Here is a 17,186-nt window from a genome sequence, read left to right on the forward strand (position 1 = left end):
CGATGCGCTCGCCGCGCTCGGCATCGAGAACATGATGGTGGAGATCGGCGGCGAGGTGCGCGTCGCGGGGCGGCGCGCCGACGGCGGGCCGTGGCGTATCGGCATCGACGCGCCCGTTGCCGGCACGATCCCCGGCGAGAAGCTCGCGTCGATTGTCGAGCTGACGGACATCGCGCTCGCCACGAGCGGCAGCTATCGCCAGTTCCGCGACGTCGGCGGCAAGCGCGTGACGCACATCGTCGATCCGCGCACGCGCGAATCCGTCGCGCACGATCTCGTCTCCGTGTCCGTTCTCGCGCCCACCTGCGCGCAAGCCGACGCATTGGCCACGGGGCTTTTCGTGCTCGGAAAAAACGAGGGAACGACGCTTTGCGCGAAGCTGTCCGGGGTGGATTGCTTTTTCATCACCGAGGACGGCACGACCGCCGCCACGCCCGGATTCGCGCGGCGGATGAAGCACGACTGAACGGGCGCTACACCGACGGCGCTTCGTCGTTCCCGGACGCGGCAACGTTTGCGTCGCCTCCGACGGCGGCTTCGTTCGCTTCGAATTCGTCGGTCGCCTTGTCCGCGGCCTCGCGCGCCAAATCCTGGTCACGGGTGATCCATCCCATGTCGCCGTCAAAGACAAGCTCGCGGTCGCCCACGGTCAGGCGCACCTCGCGCAGGAAACCGCCCTGCTGGAAGATATACCCGTCAACGCATTCATCCGTCCGCAGATACGAAAGGAACGTGTACCGGTCAACGGCGTTCGGAAGCGGCGGCAACACGAGCGTTTCGCCGCCCGGCGTCTTGACGCGAAGCTTGACGAGGTTTGACCGATACACACCCTCCGGCGGCAGGAGCCGGCCGTCGAAGCGGTGATAGCCGTCAAGGCGCAGCTCCGGCGAAAAATCCTGCAACGACGCCCAGCGCTTCATCACGAAGCCGAGCGCGGTCGCGAAGCCGAGCACCAGCACCAGGATGACGACAGTGCCGCGCCAGGTCTTCACCGGCAGCGGCGGATCGTCCGGCGCAAGCGACGAGAGCGGCGGGAACCGGTCGTCGTCCACGGGAACCCGAAACGGGTCGTGGAGGGTGCGTGTGTTAGACATCGATCCGCTCCGGAAGGCGGCCGGCCGCCAATAGCCGCCGCGCCTCGGCGATGGCGCGAGACTGCACCGGCTTGATCGAAGGCAGCTCGTCGGAAAACCAGCGCATCTCGTCCACCTCTTCGCTCGCCACGAATTCGCCGCCGGTCAGGCGCGCGAGATAGACGATCTCGATGATCGCCGCGCGCCTCACCGTGTCGGCGCCGAGCGGCGCGACGATCTCGACGGCCAGCGAGGACTCCTCGGCGATCTCGCGCACGAGTGCGCGCGGGGCCTGTTCGCCGCGACGCATCCATCCGCCGGGCAGTCCCCAGGCGAAGCGGTCGCGATAGGTGTGGTGGAACAGCAGCACGCGGCCCTCCCCGTCGAGAATCACGGCGCTCGCGCCGACGAGAAACGAGGTGGAAAGCACGCGGAGCATGAGGGTCTGCGCGCCGGGAACACGGATGAGCCGCTTCCAGACCGCAAGCAGGAATTTCTTCATGCGACGCGTGCCGGCGGTACGCCGCCGGGCGGCGTTACCGCGTATCCGTCGTATCGGCCGTTTCCGGTCACGACTTGACCGGCGGACCGTCAGCTCCGCACGCGGACGCGCAGGCTGCCGGATTGCGGGACGGAGGTCTTCACGTCCGAGACGAACATCTCCGCGTCCTTGATGTTGTCGATCAGAAGATCGATTTGCGCCTGGGCGGAAAGCTCGTCGCGCGAGGTGCCCGTCTGCGCCATGCCCATGGCGTAATCTCCGAGAAGATTCAACGTGTTTTCGATGGTGTCGAGCCGCGCCTCCAGCACCGCGCGCTTTTCCATGACCTCGAAATATTTGGCGCGCCGTTGCTCGTAGATCTGAAGGTTCTGCTCCATCATCTTCTTTACCTCGCCGTCCGCGGCGGGAAGGCGGCTCTTGAGCTCGGCGATCTTCTGGTCGTAGTTCTCGTGAATGCCGCGGACGTAGCTGTCGATGCGGCTGCGCAGGATGAGCAGCTCGAGAAAGACCTCGGACATCCGCTTCGTGTCGCGGATGTGCCCTTCCAGCAGCGTCTGGAACGACCCCACGTTTTTCAGGTCGCTTTCCACCTGGCCGACGCGTTTTCGCAGGCGAAAGTAGCGTTCGCGGTCTTCTTTCTTCAGGAACCGAAGTTGGAAGAGCGGACGGCCCGAAAACTCAAGCCCCAGCCGCGTGGCGATGTAGCCGATCTCAACCGCGAGGCCCGAATAAAACAGCAACGGGCTCGGTCCTGGGTCCGCGCCGCAGGCGATCGCCCACAACGCCATGTAGGCGAAGTTCCAGCGATTCGCGAACGGATGAAGCAAAAGCGATTTGTACCACACGGTGCTCCGCCCCCCTTGGCGGCAAGACGGGAAGTATACGGGGGAAGGCCGCGGCGTGGAAAGAGGCGTGGAGTGAACAGGAAACAGGAAGTAGGAAATAGAAAATAGGAAAGAGGTCCGCACAACCTGTTGCTGGGGCGCGAGCCGGCCAGATCCTTTGCGTTGCCTGGCGCGGCGTAGCCGCAACCAAATTAACCGTGCCGTGGCCTCTTTCCTCTTTCCTATTTCCTATTTCCTATTTCCTATTTCCTGCTTCCTCGTTCCTGTTTCCACGTTCCTCGACCCTGCGGCGAATCTCGACACCCGCCAGATCCAGATACGCCTCCGGCCGGCGGTCCTTCAGGAACGGGAACTCGCGGCGCGTCAGTTCGACCGCGCGCCCGTCGATATCGAACAGCCCCACGCCCTCGCCGTCGCCCATCGGGTCACCGAGAAGATCGCCGGCCGGGTCCACGGCGAAACTCGCGCCGCAAAACGCCAGGTCTTCGTCCGACGCGACGCGATTGGCGCGCACGACGTAAACGCCGTTCATGAACGCCTGGGCGCCGAGCGCGCGCTGCCAGAGATCCTCGCCGCTGCCGATCGCGCTTGTCGCGACGACGACCGCCGACGCGCCGCGCACGGCCAGCGCGCGAAACGCCTCCGGGAAAAACGCGTCCCAGCAGATGAGCAGGCCGACCTTCATCCCCCCGATCTCGAAGACGGGAAAGTCGTCGCCGGGCGAGAAGTAGAAGCGCTCCTCCCATCCGGGAATTTGCGAGAGATGAACGCCGTGATACGCGCCGCGAATCTCGCCCGCGCCGTCGATCCACAGCAGCGCGTTGCGATACGCGCCCTGCCCGTCGGACAGGAACATCGGCGCCGCGACAGCCACGCCGCTTGATTTCGCTATGTCGCGCCATTCGGCAACGCGCGGGCCGTCGGCGGTTTCGGCCAGGTCGAACGCGGCGCGGTCCATGCGGTCGGCGAACCAGCGCCAGCCGAACAGCTCGGGAAAGGCGACCAGGTGGGCGCCCTTGTCCGCGGCGAATGCCACGCGGTCGCGCGCGCGCGCCATGTCCTTTTCGCGATCGCCGCTCACGCGCTGTTGCACGACGGCGATGGTGATTTTGGGGGTGGGCATGGGAGCGACGATACGGGAAAGGCCCGAAGGCGGGAAGGTGGCGGCAAACCGAGAGTGCGGAGTCGGTGCCGCGTCGCGCAAACGCACCCGCGCGTTCGCCGGTCCATGATGTCCATTCAGTCCATGACGTCCATACATCCCATCCGGGCACGGGCGCGCGCGCGGGGAGTTGCGGTGACCTTCCCGGCGCTCCCCGATTCCTTGCTTGCGCGCGGGCGCTTTTCGGGGCAAAGACGCGAGCATGCCCGAAGCAAACGACAGGACCACGCCGGCGGCGGCGCCGGGCGACACGGGCACCAAGCCGGCGCTCGCGCGCGCGCCCTGGCGGCGGATGCTCGTCTTTCTGTCGATCATGGGGCCGGGCATCATCACCGCCAACGTCGACAATGACGCGGGCGGCATCGCCACCTACAGCCAGGCGGGCGCGCTATTCGGGCTGGATCTTCTCTGGATCTTCCTGCCGATGACGATCGTGCTTGTCATGGTGCAGGAAATGGCCAACCGCATGGGCGTCGTAACGGGCGAGGGGCTCAGCTCGCTGATCCGCGAGCGGTTCGGCGTCAAGCTCACCTTCTACTTCATGATGGCGCTTCTGGTGACGAACGTCGGCAACGTGATGGCGAACTTCGCCGGCATCGCGAGCGCGGCGGAATTGTTCGGCCTGCCGGCGGTCATCATGGTGCCGGTGTGCGGCGCGTTCGTCTGGTACATGGTGCTCAAATGGAGTTACCGCTCGGTCGAACGCGTGTTCCTCGTGGCCGTGCTGTTTTACGTCGCGTATCTCGTGACCGCGCACCTGGTGCGGCCGGACGCCGGCGAGGTGGCGCGCGCGCTCGTCGCGCCTCGCATCGTCCCGGACGCCGCGTATCTCGCCATGATCATCGGCCTTGTCGGAACGACCATCGCGCCGTGGATGCAATTCTATCAGCAGGCGGCCGTCGTCGAAAAGAACATCGACATCCGCGACTACGTCTACAGCCGGATCGACACGATCGTCGGCGGCGTCGCGGTGAGCGTCGTCGCGGCGAGCATCGTCATCGTCGGCGCCAAGACGCTGCACCCGGCCGGCGTCGTCATCGACAGCGCGGCGGACGCCGCGGCGTCGCTCGCGCCGCTGGCCGGCGACGCGGCGCGCCACCTGTTCGCGTTCGGTCTGTGGAACGCCTCGATGTTCGCCGCGTGCATCCTGCCGCTATCGACCGCGTACACCGTATGCGAGGCGCTCGGCTGGGAGCGCGGCGTGGATCAAAGATACGAAGACGCGCCGCAGTTCTACGTGCTCTACACCGCGTCAATCGTCGTCGGCGCGCTGGCCGTGCTCGTTCCGGGTATCTCGCTCATCCGCGTGATGATCGTCTCGCAGATCGTCAACGGCCTTTTGTTTCCCGTCGTGCTCGTGCTGATGCTCATCCTCGTCAACGACAAGCGCCTTATGGGCGAACACGCCAATGGCCGCGTTTACAACGCGATCTGCTGGGCAACTGTCGTGCTGCTGGCCGCGACGAGCGCGGGGTACGTCGTGATGTTTGTCCTGTCGTGACGAACGATCTGGAAGTTCCGAAGTCCGGAAGTCTGGAAGTCTGGAAGGTCATCCCAGGCGCTGAATTCTGAAAACGGAAACCTGATCGCTGAGGGCTGAACGCCGCGTCAAGCCGTCGCATTGTCATCGCCGCGCTTGCGTCTGTGCGGTGGCCTTTAAGACTTTCGGACTTTTCGTCGGCCGCGGGCACAGGGCACCGGCATCGCGTCACGACGCCAACTTGTAGTAGTGCTCCACCAATTCGTCGAAGCTGTGGCGGAACGGAATGATGCCGATGAGGCGATCGTCCGCGTCGGTCACCGGCAGCGCGAGAAAATTGTATTTGTAAAACGTCTCGGCCACCGTCTCGAGGTCCTCATCCGGACGCACAGAGACGACGCGCTGCGTCTCGGCGACATCGGCAAGACGCGCCGCGGGATCGGCCAGAACGAGCCGCTTCATCGTTACCGCGCCGCGCAGATGGTTTTCCGCGTCCACGAGGAAAACGTAGTGTACGATCTCCACCTCGTCGGCCATCTGACGGATCAGCGCGATCGCGTCGGCCACCGTCGCGTCGCCGGCGATCGCCAGGAAGTCGGTGCCCATGAGTCCGCCGGCGGTGCGTTCCTCGTACCGCCCGAGCCGCTCGAGCTCCGCGCGCTCGTCCGGCTCCATGCGCTGCATGATGTCGTCCTGATGCGTCTCCGGCAGTTCGAGCGCGATGTCCGCCGCGGCCGACGGCTCCATCTCCTCGAAGATGTCCGCGGCGATATGCGGATCCAGATCCTGGATGATCGACGCGCCGACCTCGGGCTCCAGGGCCTCGAGCGCGCTCGCGGCGGTTTCCGTATCGACGGTGTGCAGGATCGCGATGCGGTCTTCGCGGCCGAGCTCCTCGAGGATCTCCGCCAGCTCGCCGGGATGAAGATCCGTCATGTCCTTGTGCGGCACGCGCAATCGCACCGGGCCCGGGCCCGCGCCCTCCTCCAACGTCTGCACGTACCGCCAGGAGATCATGTCGTCGTGCAACTCGCGGCCGAGCGTCCTGGCCACGCGCCGGACCCAAAGCTCCCAGCCCATGCGGCGCACGAGCCCCGTGAAGCCGACATCGACGTGCACGATGTAGGCGCGCCCCTGCGTCGCCAGGAGATGCACGTCGTTGACGCGCTCGACCTTGGCGCCGTGCGTGTCCACGATCTGCTTGTCCATCAGAACTTCGCGCACGCGGAAGTGCCCGCCGTTCGATGGCGGCGCGCCGGGCTCGACGTCCACCGCGTACGCGCCCCCGTCGGGCCGCGCATGCACCAGCGGCCAGAACGGCAGGTAGTGTGTCTGGCCGCCGTCGCGCACGAGCGCGCCCTCGACGATGGGATAGGCACCCTCGCGGCGGGCGACGAGATCCACGACGCGGCCAAGCGCCCGGTCGCCGTGGACGATCTTGCGGCCGATGTACTCCGAGGCCCATGCGAAGATGAACGAGCCGCCCTCCTGACGCGCGAAGCTCTGAGCCATGACGCACCTCCGACGCGAGACGCAGGCGGCGGGACGCGGCCTGCAAGTCGCACGCAGGCATGGACGACGAGCGCAAGCCCGGATGGCGAGGCGTGCGCGGCCGGACCGGCAACGCCGGGCGCGGGCCAACGCGTCACACCGTCGATCGGGGCGCTCAAATGGCGAATCGCGTCCCGGGCCGCACGGCTTGCAGGCAAGCCACAAGACGGGGGACGTACGCCTGATTGTCGGGGAAGCCGGTTACGGGCGGGGGCCAAGACTCCGCATGAATCGCCCGGCCGGCCGCCGCGAGCGAGGCCGTTCGCCGCTTCTACTTGCGCCTTCGTCCATGCTTAATGAGTCTCCTTGAAAAATACCGAACACACCCGCGCGCGGTGATCCACGCGCACGGACGAGCGAGGGCAAGATACGCTCCGGACCCTCGTGCGTCAACGAAATTTGCCCGCGCCTGGGCGACACCGGCGCTTGACCTGCGACAAAAAGATACTCCTTATTGGCGGCATCAAACGAGGGAAATGAGGGCCGTCGCCATTGCATCCGGATCGTACGACCGCGGCGAAACCGGGACTGATCGTTACCCTTCTTGGCATTCTCGCGGGGGTGGCATTCGCGATCGCGGCGTGGGCCGTGTGGGTATCGTTCGAGCGCATCCACCCGGCGGCTCGCCCCCACATGTTTTTCTGGGAGTTCGTTCTCCAATCGCAGATCGCGCATGGCGTCCACGTTCCGTTGACGGTCAGCGACAACGTCGCCAATCCGCTGATCCGCGCGGCGCTTGTCGTCACGTCGCATCGCGGCAACAGCCTCGCGGCGATCACCTCCGTCCAGCTTCCGTTTCTTGTCGCCGTCATCGTCGGATCCGCGCTCGTCGCCTGGCGTCTTCGCGGGCGGTTCGCGGCAATCCTCGCGGCGTGGTTCGCGGCGCTCGCGCCGACGACGCTCGGCCCGGCATTATCCATGACGGATCAGCTCGCAATGCAGGCATGCGTGTGTCTGACCGTCGCCCTTTTGATGTGGTCCTGGGATCGCGGCATCTGGTATGTCGGCCTGCTGGCCGCCGCGCCGCCGATGATCGCCGCGCGCGTGTCGACCTGGTTCACCAACGCGCTGATCGCCCTGCTGGTGCTGTCATTCGCGGGCGCGGGCACCCTGGCGTGGGCATGGACATCCTACGGGCGGCGGCTATGGTCGGGAAACAGCGAGACGCGGTGGCTTCCCGCGCCGCGAGCCCTGACGGCGTTTGTCGCGCTGGCGCTTGTCGCCGGGTTTTTCGCGACGTGGCCCTTTCCGCTCGACTACCTTTTTTCAGAAGAGGCGAACGAGCAATACGACGCGCTGTCGATCGTGCAAAATCCCTACGCGATCGTCTCGTGCGTGGGCGTCTGGATCGCGCATATGGCGGGGCCGGCCCTTGCGGCGATCACCGTCTTGTCCGCGGCTTTCGCGATCCGGCGGCGCCAATTCCTGACGATCCTCCCGACTCTCGCGTGGCTCGTGTTGCCGCTCGCGGCTTTCACCATTTTGAACAAGCGGCACGATTTCTACCTGATCGCCGCCGCGCCCGCGGCTTATCCCCTCGCCGCGATCGGATTGTCGCTCGTGACGCCGGGCCCGCGGCGCACGGCCGCGGCGGCGGGCGCGGTGGCGGCGGCGTTCGCGGGCTTTCTGCACATCGTCGGAAGCGACATCCCCGAACGCCCGGTGTGGCATCTTCAGGATATTTTCGAGGGCGTCCCGCGGCCTTATCTCCATTCGCCGTTTTCGGATACGCCGGAACAGTACGAGGAGGTCGCCGACTTGCTCATCAAGCGATGCGTCCTGCGCAACCGGCCGATCTACATCGTCGATCATCCGGACATGATCGCGTATTTCGGAATCGATCTTTGGCAGCGGTTTCCGAAATTGCCGATCGGCACCATCCTCGACCGGCGCGTGCCGTCGGTCGAACACTGTCTGCTGACGCAGGCGCCCCTGGCCCGCGGGGCGACCCCGGACCTTTCGCGTATCCTGGACAACTATACGAAATCGGAGCTCGGCGGCCTCGACCAGGATCTCGTTCTGAAGATCATGGCGCGACTTGGACACATCCGCGCCAACCGCGACGCCTATCGCGCCGTCGGCACGGAGCACTGGTGGACGTTGTGGGTGTCCGCGCCGCCGCGCGCGCCTTGACGGGCGACCGAAAATCCGCGCTGATGCGCGCATCGCTCATGTTCCGGATCGACGCCAGGTGAAGCCGTCTTCCGCGCCCTGGGCGGACATCGGACTGGTATCCGCGATCCTCGCCATCATTTCCGTGCCTGGAGCCCGCGACCTTCCGGGCGGCTTGATCGCGCCGCGCGGCCTGTGTCAGCATTCCGGCCCCGTGAACATTCTTTCGCCGATAACGAAAGCGATTCGATGAAAGCGCGCCGTATCGTCATGTTCGCTCTTGTCGCCGCGGTGTCCGGCACGCTCCTCGCGTGCTCGCGGGGATCGGGAGATGCGTCCGACGCGCAGGCCGTGGCGAAATATATCGCAACGCTTTCCGATCGCGACGACGAGCGCGACGAGCAGAAATATCTCGCCGCGACGATGCTGGGCATCATCGGCGCGCGCGAGGCCGCGCCGCTCCTTGAGGAGAGGCTCGCCCGCGAGCGAAGCCCCAAGGTGCGCGCCGCGTACGCGCGCGCGCTCGGCGAAATCGGGCGAGCCGGGTCCACGACGGCGTTGATTGCCGCGCTCGAAGATGAAAACATGCCGGTGAAGATGGCGGCGATCGAGGCGCTGGGGCGCCTGGACGACCCCGCGGCCGGCGCCGCGCTTCGCGCGCTGGCCTCCTGGGACAAGGGCGAGATCGCGCTGGCGGCCTTGCGCGCGCTCGGCTCGTTGAAGTCGGTGGATGTCAGCGATCCCGCGCGTTTTACCGATCAGGGCGAGCCGTTTGAAACGCGCATCGGACGCACGTGGTACGTCGATGCGACCGCCGGATCCGACGAGGCCGACGGGAGCGAGGCATCGCCGTTGCGAACGCTGACCACGGCCGTGACGCGCCTGCGCGCGGGCGCGGGCGACCGCGTCTTCGCGACGGCGGGCAGCCGCGGCGTGCCGTTTCGCGAATCCGTGCGCATCGATTCCGACAAGAGCGGCACGCGCGGCGCGCCCACCGTCATCGCGGCGTGGCCGGATCGCCCCCCGCCGGTTCTCGATGGTTCGCGCGAAGACGATCCGGATGCCGCATCGCTCGAGGACGGATTGCTGGTGCAGGCCGACTACGTTTTCGTCAGCGGTTTTCGCGCGCGCGCCTATACCGATACGGGAATCGAATTCGACGGCGTGACGGGCGGGGCGGTGATGGACTGCGTCGCCGAGCGGTGCGAGCGGCACGGCGTGTTCTTGTACTACGCGCCCGCGTGCACGCTCGTGAACGTGCGGGCTTATCGATGCCGGTATCAGGGCATCTCGATCCGCACGTCGCCGCGCGCCGTCGTTTTGGGAGGCGAGTCCATGGACAACGGTCACGACGGGCTGCTGATCCTGTACGACTCCGACGACGTCGTCGTGCACGGTTTCACCGCGCGCGGCAATCGCCAGGGCATCGGGTTCACGATGGGCAGCAACGCCGGCCGCGTGATCGGCGCGGCGCTCGGGGGCAATAGCGTCGCGGATCTCATCGTCGATCCGACGTCGAGCGCGCAAGCCGTGGCGACGCGCTTTGACGTCGCGCCGTAACCGGAGCGATCGCTTCGTGGTTGGCGCCCGTTGAGCCCGGATCGGCCGCAACCCGCGTTTCTGGCGCCGAGTCGCGTCGCGCTCGCGATCGGAACGGCGATCGTGTTCGCGATCGGCGCGTGGGCGTGGTGGGTCTCGTTCGACCGCATCAATACGGTCGGACGCCCGCATTTCGTCATCGGGGATTTCGTTGCCGACGCCCAGCGGCTGCGGGGCGTTCCTTATCCGCGCGGAACGAACGATGTTTCGGGCGCGCCGGTTCACGCCGCGGCGCACGCGGTCACCTCGCGCCTGGGATATCGGCTTGCGGCCGTCACCGCCGTTCAGGTTCCGTTCATCGTTTTGTTGATCGCGTCGTCCGCGGCGATCGCCGGGAGCCTCGCGGGCGGGCGCGCCGCCGCGCTCGCGGCGCTGTTTGCCGCGGCGGGTCCGATGACCGTCGGCCTCGCGACCAGCCTTGACGATCTCCTCGCGACGCAGGCGTCCCTGGCCGCCGCAGTCGCGCTGTGGCTGGCGTCACGGGGGCACGCCCGGCGTTGGATCGGATTCGCGTCGGCGATTCCCCTTGCGTTCGGCGTGTCGGCGCCGGAACTGTTCACGGCGAAGGTGAACTTCTTGATTTGCGCGGCTTGCGCGGGAGCCGGTGCGATCGCGTGGGCGTGGATCGAGAACCGGCGCGACGGGTCCGCCGGCGCGCGCGGCCAGGCGCTCCTCGCGGCGTCGGTCATCGCGTCGATTGCCGTCGCCTATGCGTCGATCCGCGAATATCGCTGGGACTATCTGTTCGAGCAGGCAGGACGTCCGCGCTTCGACTCTTTTTCGATCGCGCGGACCCCGGAGGCGCTTTTCGCGTTTCCCGCGGAATGGTTTTTTCACATGGCCGGGCCCGCGCTCGCGCTCGCTACGATCGCCTCCGCCGCGCTGGCCTGGCGCCGGGGCCGCGCGCTTTCGATGCTGCCCCTTGCCGCGTGGCTCATCCTTCCGATGATCGTCTATCTCGTCGTCAACAAGCGGCAGACATTTTATCTGGTCGCCGCCGCGCCGGCGACGTACCCCCTCGCCGCGATCGGCCTCGCGTGGATCGGGGATACGCGCGCGGGACGCGCCGTGTCGGCGCTCGCGGTCGCGGCGGTCGTCGCGGGCTTTTTCGCCGCGGTTCGCACCGACGTCGATCGCGTTCCGCCGGACTATTTCGTTCGCGTCTTCGAGGACGGATCGCACCCCTATCTCTACTCGCCGCAAGCGCGAAAGCGATTTCAGGACGAGGCGGCCGGCGCGCTCGTCGCGCGCGCGTGCGCGCCGAAAAACCGGCCGGTGCTTGCCGTTGAATCGCCAGGGTATGCGTCGTTTGTCGGCATCGAGGTCTGGCAGGATTCGCGCGACCGGCCGTTCGCCGATCTCCTGTCCGCGACATGGCCGCAAGGCGCGCATTGCCTGATCGTGCGGCGGCCGGCCGGACCCGCGCTTCGAGGAGGCCTTGCCGGCGCATTGGATGCTTTCCGTGACGCGCGCCTGTCCGAACTGCCGGCGGCCGAAGTGCGCCGCGCGCGCTCGCGCCTGGAACGCCTTCGCGAACGGGCGACGGCCTACAGGTTCGCGGGCGCGAACGGGCGCTGGGCTCTCTACCTGTTCGAGAATCGCGAGGCCGGCTCATGATGCTCGAACCGGAAGCGACCCGCGCCGGCCTTCGAACGCCGCCGCCTGGTTTGTCGTCCGGCAAGGCCCTCATCGCGATCGGCGCGGCCATCGTCTTTGCGATCGGCGCTTGGGCGTGGTGGGTTTCGCACGACCGTATCAACACGATCAATCGGCCGCATTTCATCGTCTGGGATCTCGTGGTCGATATGCAGGCCCGGCGCGGCATCGCAACTTCACAAGGGCTGAACGATGTCGCATCGCGGCCGTTGCACCGCGCGGTGCTCACCCTCACCAGCCGTTTGGGCGACAGCTTGCCCGCGATGACCGCCATGCAGATTCCGTTCATGATCGCGTTGATCGCGGCGTCCGCGTCGATCGCGTGGCGTCTTGCCGGTACGCGTGCCGCGGCGCTTGCCGCCGCGTTCGCCACCACCGGTCCGATGACGGTGGGACTCGCGACGAGTCCGGATGACCTTCTGGCCACGCAAGCGTGCATCGCCGCCGCCGTGGCGCTGTGGTTGTGGTCGTGGCATCGCCGATGGTGGCCTGTCGGGTTCGCGTCCGCGATCCCGCTCGCGTTCGGCGTTTCAGCCCCCGAGACCATCTCGGCGCAGCTCAATTTTGTGATGATCGCCGGTTTCGCGGCAGCGGGCGCGATCGTCTGGGCTTACGTCGAGTGCCGTCGCGAGCGCGGCGGAGCACCTCCCTTCGCACCGGCCGTTGCCGTCATCGGATCGCTCGCGTTCGCCTTCATGAAGACCGGACCTTTTCCGCTCGATTATCTCCGCGCGCAGGCGGCGCGGCCGCGCTTTGAGTCGCTATCCGTCGCGAGAACACCCGAAGCGATTTTTGCATTCCCCGTGGAGTGGTTCGTCCACATGGCGGGGCCGGCGCTCGCCGTCGTGACGATCGTGTCCGTCGTTTTGGCGATCCGGCGGGGGCGCGGGATGGCCGTCGTTCCGCTCGTCGTCTGGCTCGCCGCACCGATGATCGTCTTCACGGTTATCAGCAAGCGCCATGCGTTTTACCCGATTGACGCGGCGCCGGCGGCCTATCCGCTGGCGGCGTTGGGTTTCGCGTGGATCGGCGACGCGCGCCGGCGCCGGATCGTGTCCATCGGCGCCGTGGCCGTGACTCTCGCCGGTTTCCTCGCCGTGGCGGCCTCCGACATCCGGCGCATTCCGCACCCCTATTTCGAACGGGTGTTCGAACAGCCGCCGCACCCCTACCTTTTTTCGCCGCGCTCGCCGAAACGCATGCCGTTCGAAGACCTCGGGCGGGCGGCGGCCGGAATCTGCGCGCCGCGAAATTTGCCCGTCCATATCGTCGCCCCGCCGGGTATGTCGCCGTTTGTCGGCGTCGAGGTGTGGCAGGCCGCGCGCGATCTGCCGTTTGTCTCCATCGAGTCCGGGCCTTTTTTTGACGACGCGCATTGCCTGATCGTCCTTTATCCCGCCGGCGGCGAATCGCCCCGGGATCTGAATGGGGCATTGCGCCGATACGCCGATTGGCCGTCGGCGCCCATGGAGCCTGGCGCGGCGCGGCGGGTGGCCTCGCGGCTCGATCGCATTCATGAGATCGCCGGTGAATACCGGATCGAAGATCAGAATATCGGCTGGACCATTTTTGCGCACGACAATCCCCGGGACGGGACGTGACCGGCAAGACACCTCCCGAACCTTGGGCGATTTCCGGCCCCGGCGGCCGGGACGATCGACCGTGACGCCTTTGGCGAGTATGAGTTTTTTTACCAGTATGCCTCGAGTCAGCTTCATCCAACGAATCGGTGCCGATTGAACACCCGCTCCTCCCGCCCGGCGTTTCTCGCCCCGGACAAGACGGCGCTCGCCGTCGCGGCGTCGATCGTTTTCGCGATCGGCGCGTGGGCGTGGTGGGTTTCATTCGACCGCCTGAACACGGTTGGCCGGCCGCACTTCATCATCTGGGACTTTATCTGCGACTTGCAGGCCGAACGCGGCGTGCTCTATCCGCAAGGGCCATCGACGGTGTCGCGTTTCCCGATGCACGAGGCGGCGTTGCTGGTGACAGGCCGGCTCGGTTCAAGCCTCGCCGCGATCACCGCCGTACAGCTCCCGTGTATCGTCGTGATCATTCTCTCCGCCGCCGCCATCGCGGGGCGACTGGCCGGACGATGGGCCGCCGCGCTGGCCGCCGTGTTTGCGGCGCTCGGGCCGATGACCGTCGGACTCGCGACGAGTCTCGACGATCTGCTCGCTCTTCAGGCGTCCGCGATCGCGGCCGTGGCGCTATGGCTGGGCTCGCACAGCCGCCGTTTGGGACCCGTGGGAATCTTGTCGATCGTGCCCGTCGCGTTCGGCGTTTCGGCGGCGACCTGGATCTCGACTGCGTTGAATTTCATGTTGTGCGTCTGCCTGGCCGGCGCCGGCGCCGTCGCGTGGGCATGGCTTTCTTGGTGGCGCGAGGGCCGCGAGTCCGGCGCCCCGGTTCCGTGGGCACTGACCGCGTCGGTCGCCGCGTCGGTTTCCTACGGTTTGTCGAAGGTCCTTCCGCTGCCGACCGAATACCTGCGCGAGCAGGCGGCGCGCCCGCGATTCGACGCCCTGGCGGTCGCGAACAATCCGTCCGCCGCTTTCGCGTGCGTGGCGGAATGGTTCGTCCATCAGGCCGGCCCCGCGCTGGCCGTCGTGACGATCGTGTCCGTCGTCCTTGCGGCGCGGCGCCGGCGCACGCTGGACACGATGGCCCTTGCGGCGTGGCTGGTGCTGCCGATGGTCGTCTTCACGCTCATCAGCAAGCGACACGCGTTTTATTTCATTGCCGCCGCGCCCGCGACGTATCCTCTTGCCGCGATCGGCTTCGCGTGGATCGAAAACGAGCGCCGGCGCGTCATCGCGTCGGTGTGCGCGGTCGCCGCCGTGCTCGCCGGGTTTTTCGTCGCGGCGACCGCGGATATCCGCCGCGATCCGCACCCCTATTTCAGCCGCGTCTTCGAGGGCGAGCCGTTTCCGTACCTGTTTTCGCCCAAGGCGCGAAAGCCCTGGCAGGAGGAGGTGCTCGGCTCCTGGGCCGCGAAGACCTGCGAGCCGCTGGGGCTTCCGCTGCACATCGCCACGAGCGCCCAGCACTCGGGGCCGTACGGGATCGAGGTGTTTCTCGCCGCGCCCGATATGCCCTACGCGCACCTCGAAAGCCGCGCCTTTTTCCATGAGGGGCATTGCCTGTTTATTTACCAGCGGCTCGCGGAAGGCGAGACGCACGACCTTTCGCGCGCGCTCGAGGGATTCGCCCGTTGGCGCAGCGACGAGCCGGATCCCAACGCGCCGCGCGGCGTGCAAGGCCGTCTGGCCGTGATCCGCGAACGCACGGGCGACTACCGGCTGGTCGACACGATGGGCGAGTGGGCGGTCTGGGCGTTCGAGGGCACGCGCGCCGGGCTGCCGCCGATGTGAGGCCGCCCCCCCGCCGCACGTCACGGACACACGTGACCGGGGGCGCCACCGGAGTTGCCGCGACGTGGCGTTCGTGAATCGAAACGCAGGCCACCTATTCCGGCGTCCAAAGGCGGTACCGAAACGCGCGCGTCCGCATCTCGTGAAGACGATGCGGGCGGTGCGCGGCCGGGAGATACGCATCGACGCGGGCAAGAAACCGGTCGCGCCATTCCTCGAAATCCGGCGCGTCGACCGGACGCTTGAGATTAGCGAGAACCTCCGCGGGCGAAGACGGAAGCGTCTTGTCGAATCCGACCTCCGCGACGAAGCAGACCGGCCCGTCGAAATCCGGTCCGTACAGAACCGTGCCGAAAGGACGCTTGGGCCGGCTGGTCCATACGGGAATCCCGATCGTCTCCGGACCGCCGGAAAGGGGTCCGTCGAGGGCGACCACGGGCAGATTCTCCGGGCACAGCCGGTTGATCATCCGCCCGAGCGCCGGGTCCTCGTTGACCGGCGTGGCGAAGGGGGACGCCAGATACGACCGCACGCCCTCGGCAAACCACCGGTCGATCGCACGATGCTCGCGAAACGCCGGCTGCGAGAAATCGTACGCCCAATTCGCCGCGAGAATCGCGACGCACGCCGCGGCCACACCGATCCGCGCCCGGCGCTTCGGGATCGCGGCAACACCGAGCGCGACGAGAAGGTAGCTCGCCGGGATCGCCGCCGCCTGGTAATACTCCAGGCGCTTGTTCAGCATTCCCAGGAACATCATCGGTCCAAACAGCCAGCACGCCGCGGCGACGGCGCCCGCCCGCTTCTTGCTCCACGCCAGGGTCGCCGCCAGCCCGAGGACGGCCAGGATCGCCAGCGGCGGTTCGGCCTGCGCGAGGACGAACGCGGCGAGATACGCGGCGTGTGCGCGGCGATCGTGCGCGGCGGCATTCCCGGCGAAGCGTTCCGTGCCAAGCTCGCGGAGGATGTATTCCCAGTACGCATCGGGTGCGATCGCCCAGAAAACGATGCCAAGGCCGACGCCGGCGACCGCGAGATCAAACCACGGATAATCGCGTATGCGCCGCACCGGCATGCCGCTCCGGCGTTGGGCAAGGGCTCGCATCGTCAACAGCGGACCGGCAAAGGCGGCAAAGGCGCCGGTGGCCAAAATGGCGTGCGTGAACCAGACCGCCACACGCGCCGTCAGCCAGGCGGGTACGGCGATCAGCCACGTGACGTGGCGCCCCTTTCTTGCGTTCGACCACGCCACGCACGCACTCATGGCGGCCGTGCAAGCTTGAAGGGGCAGAATGTCATTGACCAGAAACGACGCGCCAAGCGTCATCGGCGAAAGGATCGCGACCCACGGGACGATGCCCGCCGCGAACGGGCCGCCGAACCGCCAGGCCAACGCGAAAAGCGAGGCGATCAGAAGAAACAGGAACGGCAGTTCCGCGGCGGCAAGGTTGCGATAGGTTTCGCCAAACGTCCGGATCGACCACGCCGCCAGAACGATGAGCGGATTTTTCGATTGATCGCTGAGGGGCGGGTGATAAGGCTCGCCCATGCCCGCCTTCGCCAGGCAGATGGCCTCCCACTCCGAAAAATGCGGCCGCGCGTAGATGTTCGGGCGCTGGTGCCGGACAAACGCGTTCCACAGCACGACGGAAACGATCGCGGCCAGGGCAAGCGAGACGACCGCCGCGATCGAGGCTCGGGCATCGTCTTTGGGCATGGGCTTCGTTTGTCGTTCAATCGCGCGGGTAATTCAAGGACGGCGCGCCTTGACCGTCGCGCGAAAAGTCCCGCCAATGGCCGTCAATCATCGAAGACCGGATCCGGAGCCGCCT

At 66.9% G+C, this 17,186-nt stretch carries 13 protein-coding genes; 7 read left to right on the forward strand and 6 right to left on the reverse strand.

Features of this window, described 5'->3' with window-relative positions:
* Positions 1-466 (forward strand): FAD:protein FMN transferase (locus K8I61_02890; protein ID MBZ0270954.1); only part of this gene is annotated, 466 nt, incomplete at its 5' end.
* Between the two features lie 7 nt (positions 467-473).
* On the opposite strand, the gene K8I61_02895 is transcribed toward K8I61_02890, so the two are convergent.
* The 4 genes from K8I61_02895 to K8I61_02910 all read right to left on the reverse strand — a co-directional run bounded on the left by K8I61_02895 (position 474) and on the right by K8I61_02910 (position 3,543).
* Complete coding sequence (locus tag K8I61_02895; protein ID MBZ0270955.1) at positions 474-1,094, reverse strand: hypothetical protein; 621 nt, start codon at positions 1,092-1,094, stop codon at positions 474-476.
* Complete coding sequence (locus tag K8I61_02900; GenBank protein MBZ0270956.1) at positions 1,087-1,575, reverse strand: NUDIX hydrolase; 489 nt, start codon at positions 1,573-1,575, stop codon at positions 1,087-1,089. Before K8I61_02900 ends, K8I61_02895 begins: the two co-directional genes overlap by 8 nt.
* An 89-nt stretch (positions 1,576-1,664) precedes the next feature.
* Positions 1,665-2,420: a hypothetical protein gene (locus K8I61_02905; protein MBZ0270957.1), complete on the reverse strand. Its 756-nt coding sequence runs from the start codon at positions 2,418-2,420 to the stop codon at positions 1,665-1,667.
* Positions 2,421-2,655: 235 nt separating this feature from the next.
* On the reverse strand, positions 2,656-3,543 hold the full coding sequence (locus K8I61_02910; GenBank protein MBZ0270958.1) for an acyltransferase: 888 nt from the start codon (positions 3,541-3,543) through the stop codon (positions 2,656-2,658).
* A gap of 241 nt (positions 3,544-3,784) precedes the next feature.
* Here K8I61_02910 and K8I61_02915 point away from each other — a divergent pair, with 241 nt between their 5' ends.
* On the forward strand, positions 3,785-5,083 hold the full coding sequence (locus K8I61_02915; GenBank protein MBZ0270959.1) for an Nramp family divalent metal transporter: 1,299 nt from the start codon (positions 3,785-3,787) through the stop codon (positions 5,081-5,083).
* Positions 5,084-5,290: 207 nt separating this feature from the next.
* Here K8I61_02915 and K8I61_02920 read toward each other — a convergent pair whose 3' ends face one another.
* Positions 5,291-6,574, reverse strand: a complete 1,284-nt coding sequence (locus K8I61_02920) for a CBS domain-containing protein (GenBank protein MBZ0270960.1) — start codon at positions 6,572-6,574, stop codon at positions 5,291-5,293.
* 531 nt (positions 6,575-7,105) lie between these two features.
* On the opposite strand from K8I61_02920, the gene K8I61_02925 reads away from it, so the two are divergent.
* The 5 genes from K8I61_02925 to K8I61_02945 all read left to right on the forward strand — a co-directional run bounded on the left by K8I61_02925 (position 7,106) and on the right by K8I61_02945 (position 15,354).
* On the forward strand, positions 7,106-8,746 hold the full coding sequence (locus tag K8I61_02925; GenBank protein MBZ0270961.1) for a hypothetical protein: 1,641 nt from the start codon (positions 7,106-7,108) through the stop codon (positions 8,744-8,746).
* A gap of 228 nt (positions 8,747-8,974) precedes the next feature.
* On the forward strand, positions 8,975-10,285 hold the full coding sequence (locus K8I61_02930) for a HEAT repeat domain-containing protein (protein MBZ0270962.1): 1,311 nt from the start codon (positions 8,975-8,977) through the stop codon (positions 10,283-10,285).
* Between the two features lie 30 nt (positions 10,286-10,315).
* Positions 10,316-11,941 carry a hypothetical protein gene (locus K8I61_02935; protein MBZ0270963.1) on the forward strand — a complete coding sequence of 542 codons (1,626 nt, stop codon included), beginning with the start codon at positions 10,316-10,318 and terminating at the stop codon, positions 11,939-11,941.
* Positions 11,938-13,581 (forward strand): hypothetical protein, encoded by a 1,644-nt coding sequence (locus K8I61_02940; GenBank protein ID MBZ0270964.1) that lies wholly within the window; start codon positions 11,938-11,940, stop codon positions 13,579-13,581. Before K8I61_02935 ends, K8I61_02940 begins: the two co-directional genes overlap by 4 nt.
* A gap of 135 nt (positions 13,582-13,716) precedes the next feature.
* Positions 13,717-15,354, forward strand: coding sequence for a hypothetical protein (locus tag K8I61_02945; protein MBZ0270965.1), 1,638 nt, complete (start codon positions 13,717-13,719; stop codon positions 15,352-15,354).
* 94 nt (positions 15,355-15,448) lie between these two features.
* On the opposite strand, the gene K8I61_02950 is transcribed toward K8I61_02945, so the two are convergent.
* Positions 15,449-17,071 carry a hypothetical protein gene (locus tag K8I61_02950; protein MBZ0270966.1) on the reverse strand — a complete coding sequence of 541 codons (1,623 nt, stop codon included), beginning with the start codon at positions 17,069-17,071 and terminating at the stop codon, positions 15,449-15,451.
* Between the last annotated feature and the right edge of the window lie 115 nt (positions 17,072-17,186).

It is taken from the genome of bacterium, from assembly GCA_019912885.1.
Classification (GTDB): Bacteria; Lernaellota; Lernaellaia; order JACKCT01; family JACKCT01; genus JAIOHV01.

Excerpts from the sequence above, each read along its gene's own strand:
- K8I61_02895 (MBZ0270955.1), bottom strand. The coding sequence starts at position 1,094 with ATGTCTAACACACGCACCCTCCACGACCCGTTTCGGGTTCCCGTGGAC.
- K8I61_02900 (MBZ0270956.1), bottom strand. The coding sequence starts at position 1,575 with ATGAAGAAATTCCTGCTTGCGGTCTGGAAGCGGCTCATCCGTGTTCCC.
- K8I61_02910 (MBZ0270958.1), bottom strand. The coding sequence starts at position 3,543 with ATGCCCACCCCCAAAATCACCATCGCCGTCGTGCAACAGCGCGTGAGC.
- K8I61_02915 (MBZ0270959.1), top strand. The coding sequence starts at position 3,785 with ATGCCCGAAGCAAACGACAGGACCACGCCGGCGGCGGCGCCGGGCGAC.
- K8I61_02920 (MBZ0270960.1), bottom strand. The coding sequence starts at position 6,574 with ATGGCTCAGAGCTTCGCGCGTCAGGAGGGCGGCTCGTTCATCTTCGCA.
- K8I61_02930 (MBZ0270962.1), top strand. The coding sequence starts at position 8,975 with ATGAAAGCGCGCCGTATCGTCATGTTCGCTCTTGTCGCCGCGGTGTCC.
- K8I61_02940 (MBZ0270964.1), top strand. The coding sequence starts at position 11,938 with ATGATGCTCGAACCGGAAGCGACCCGCGCCGGCCTTCGAACGCCGCCG.
- K8I61_02950 (MBZ0270966.1), bottom strand. The coding sequence starts at position 17,071 with ATGCCCAAAGACGATGCCCGAGCCTCGATCGCGGCGGTCGTCTCGCTT.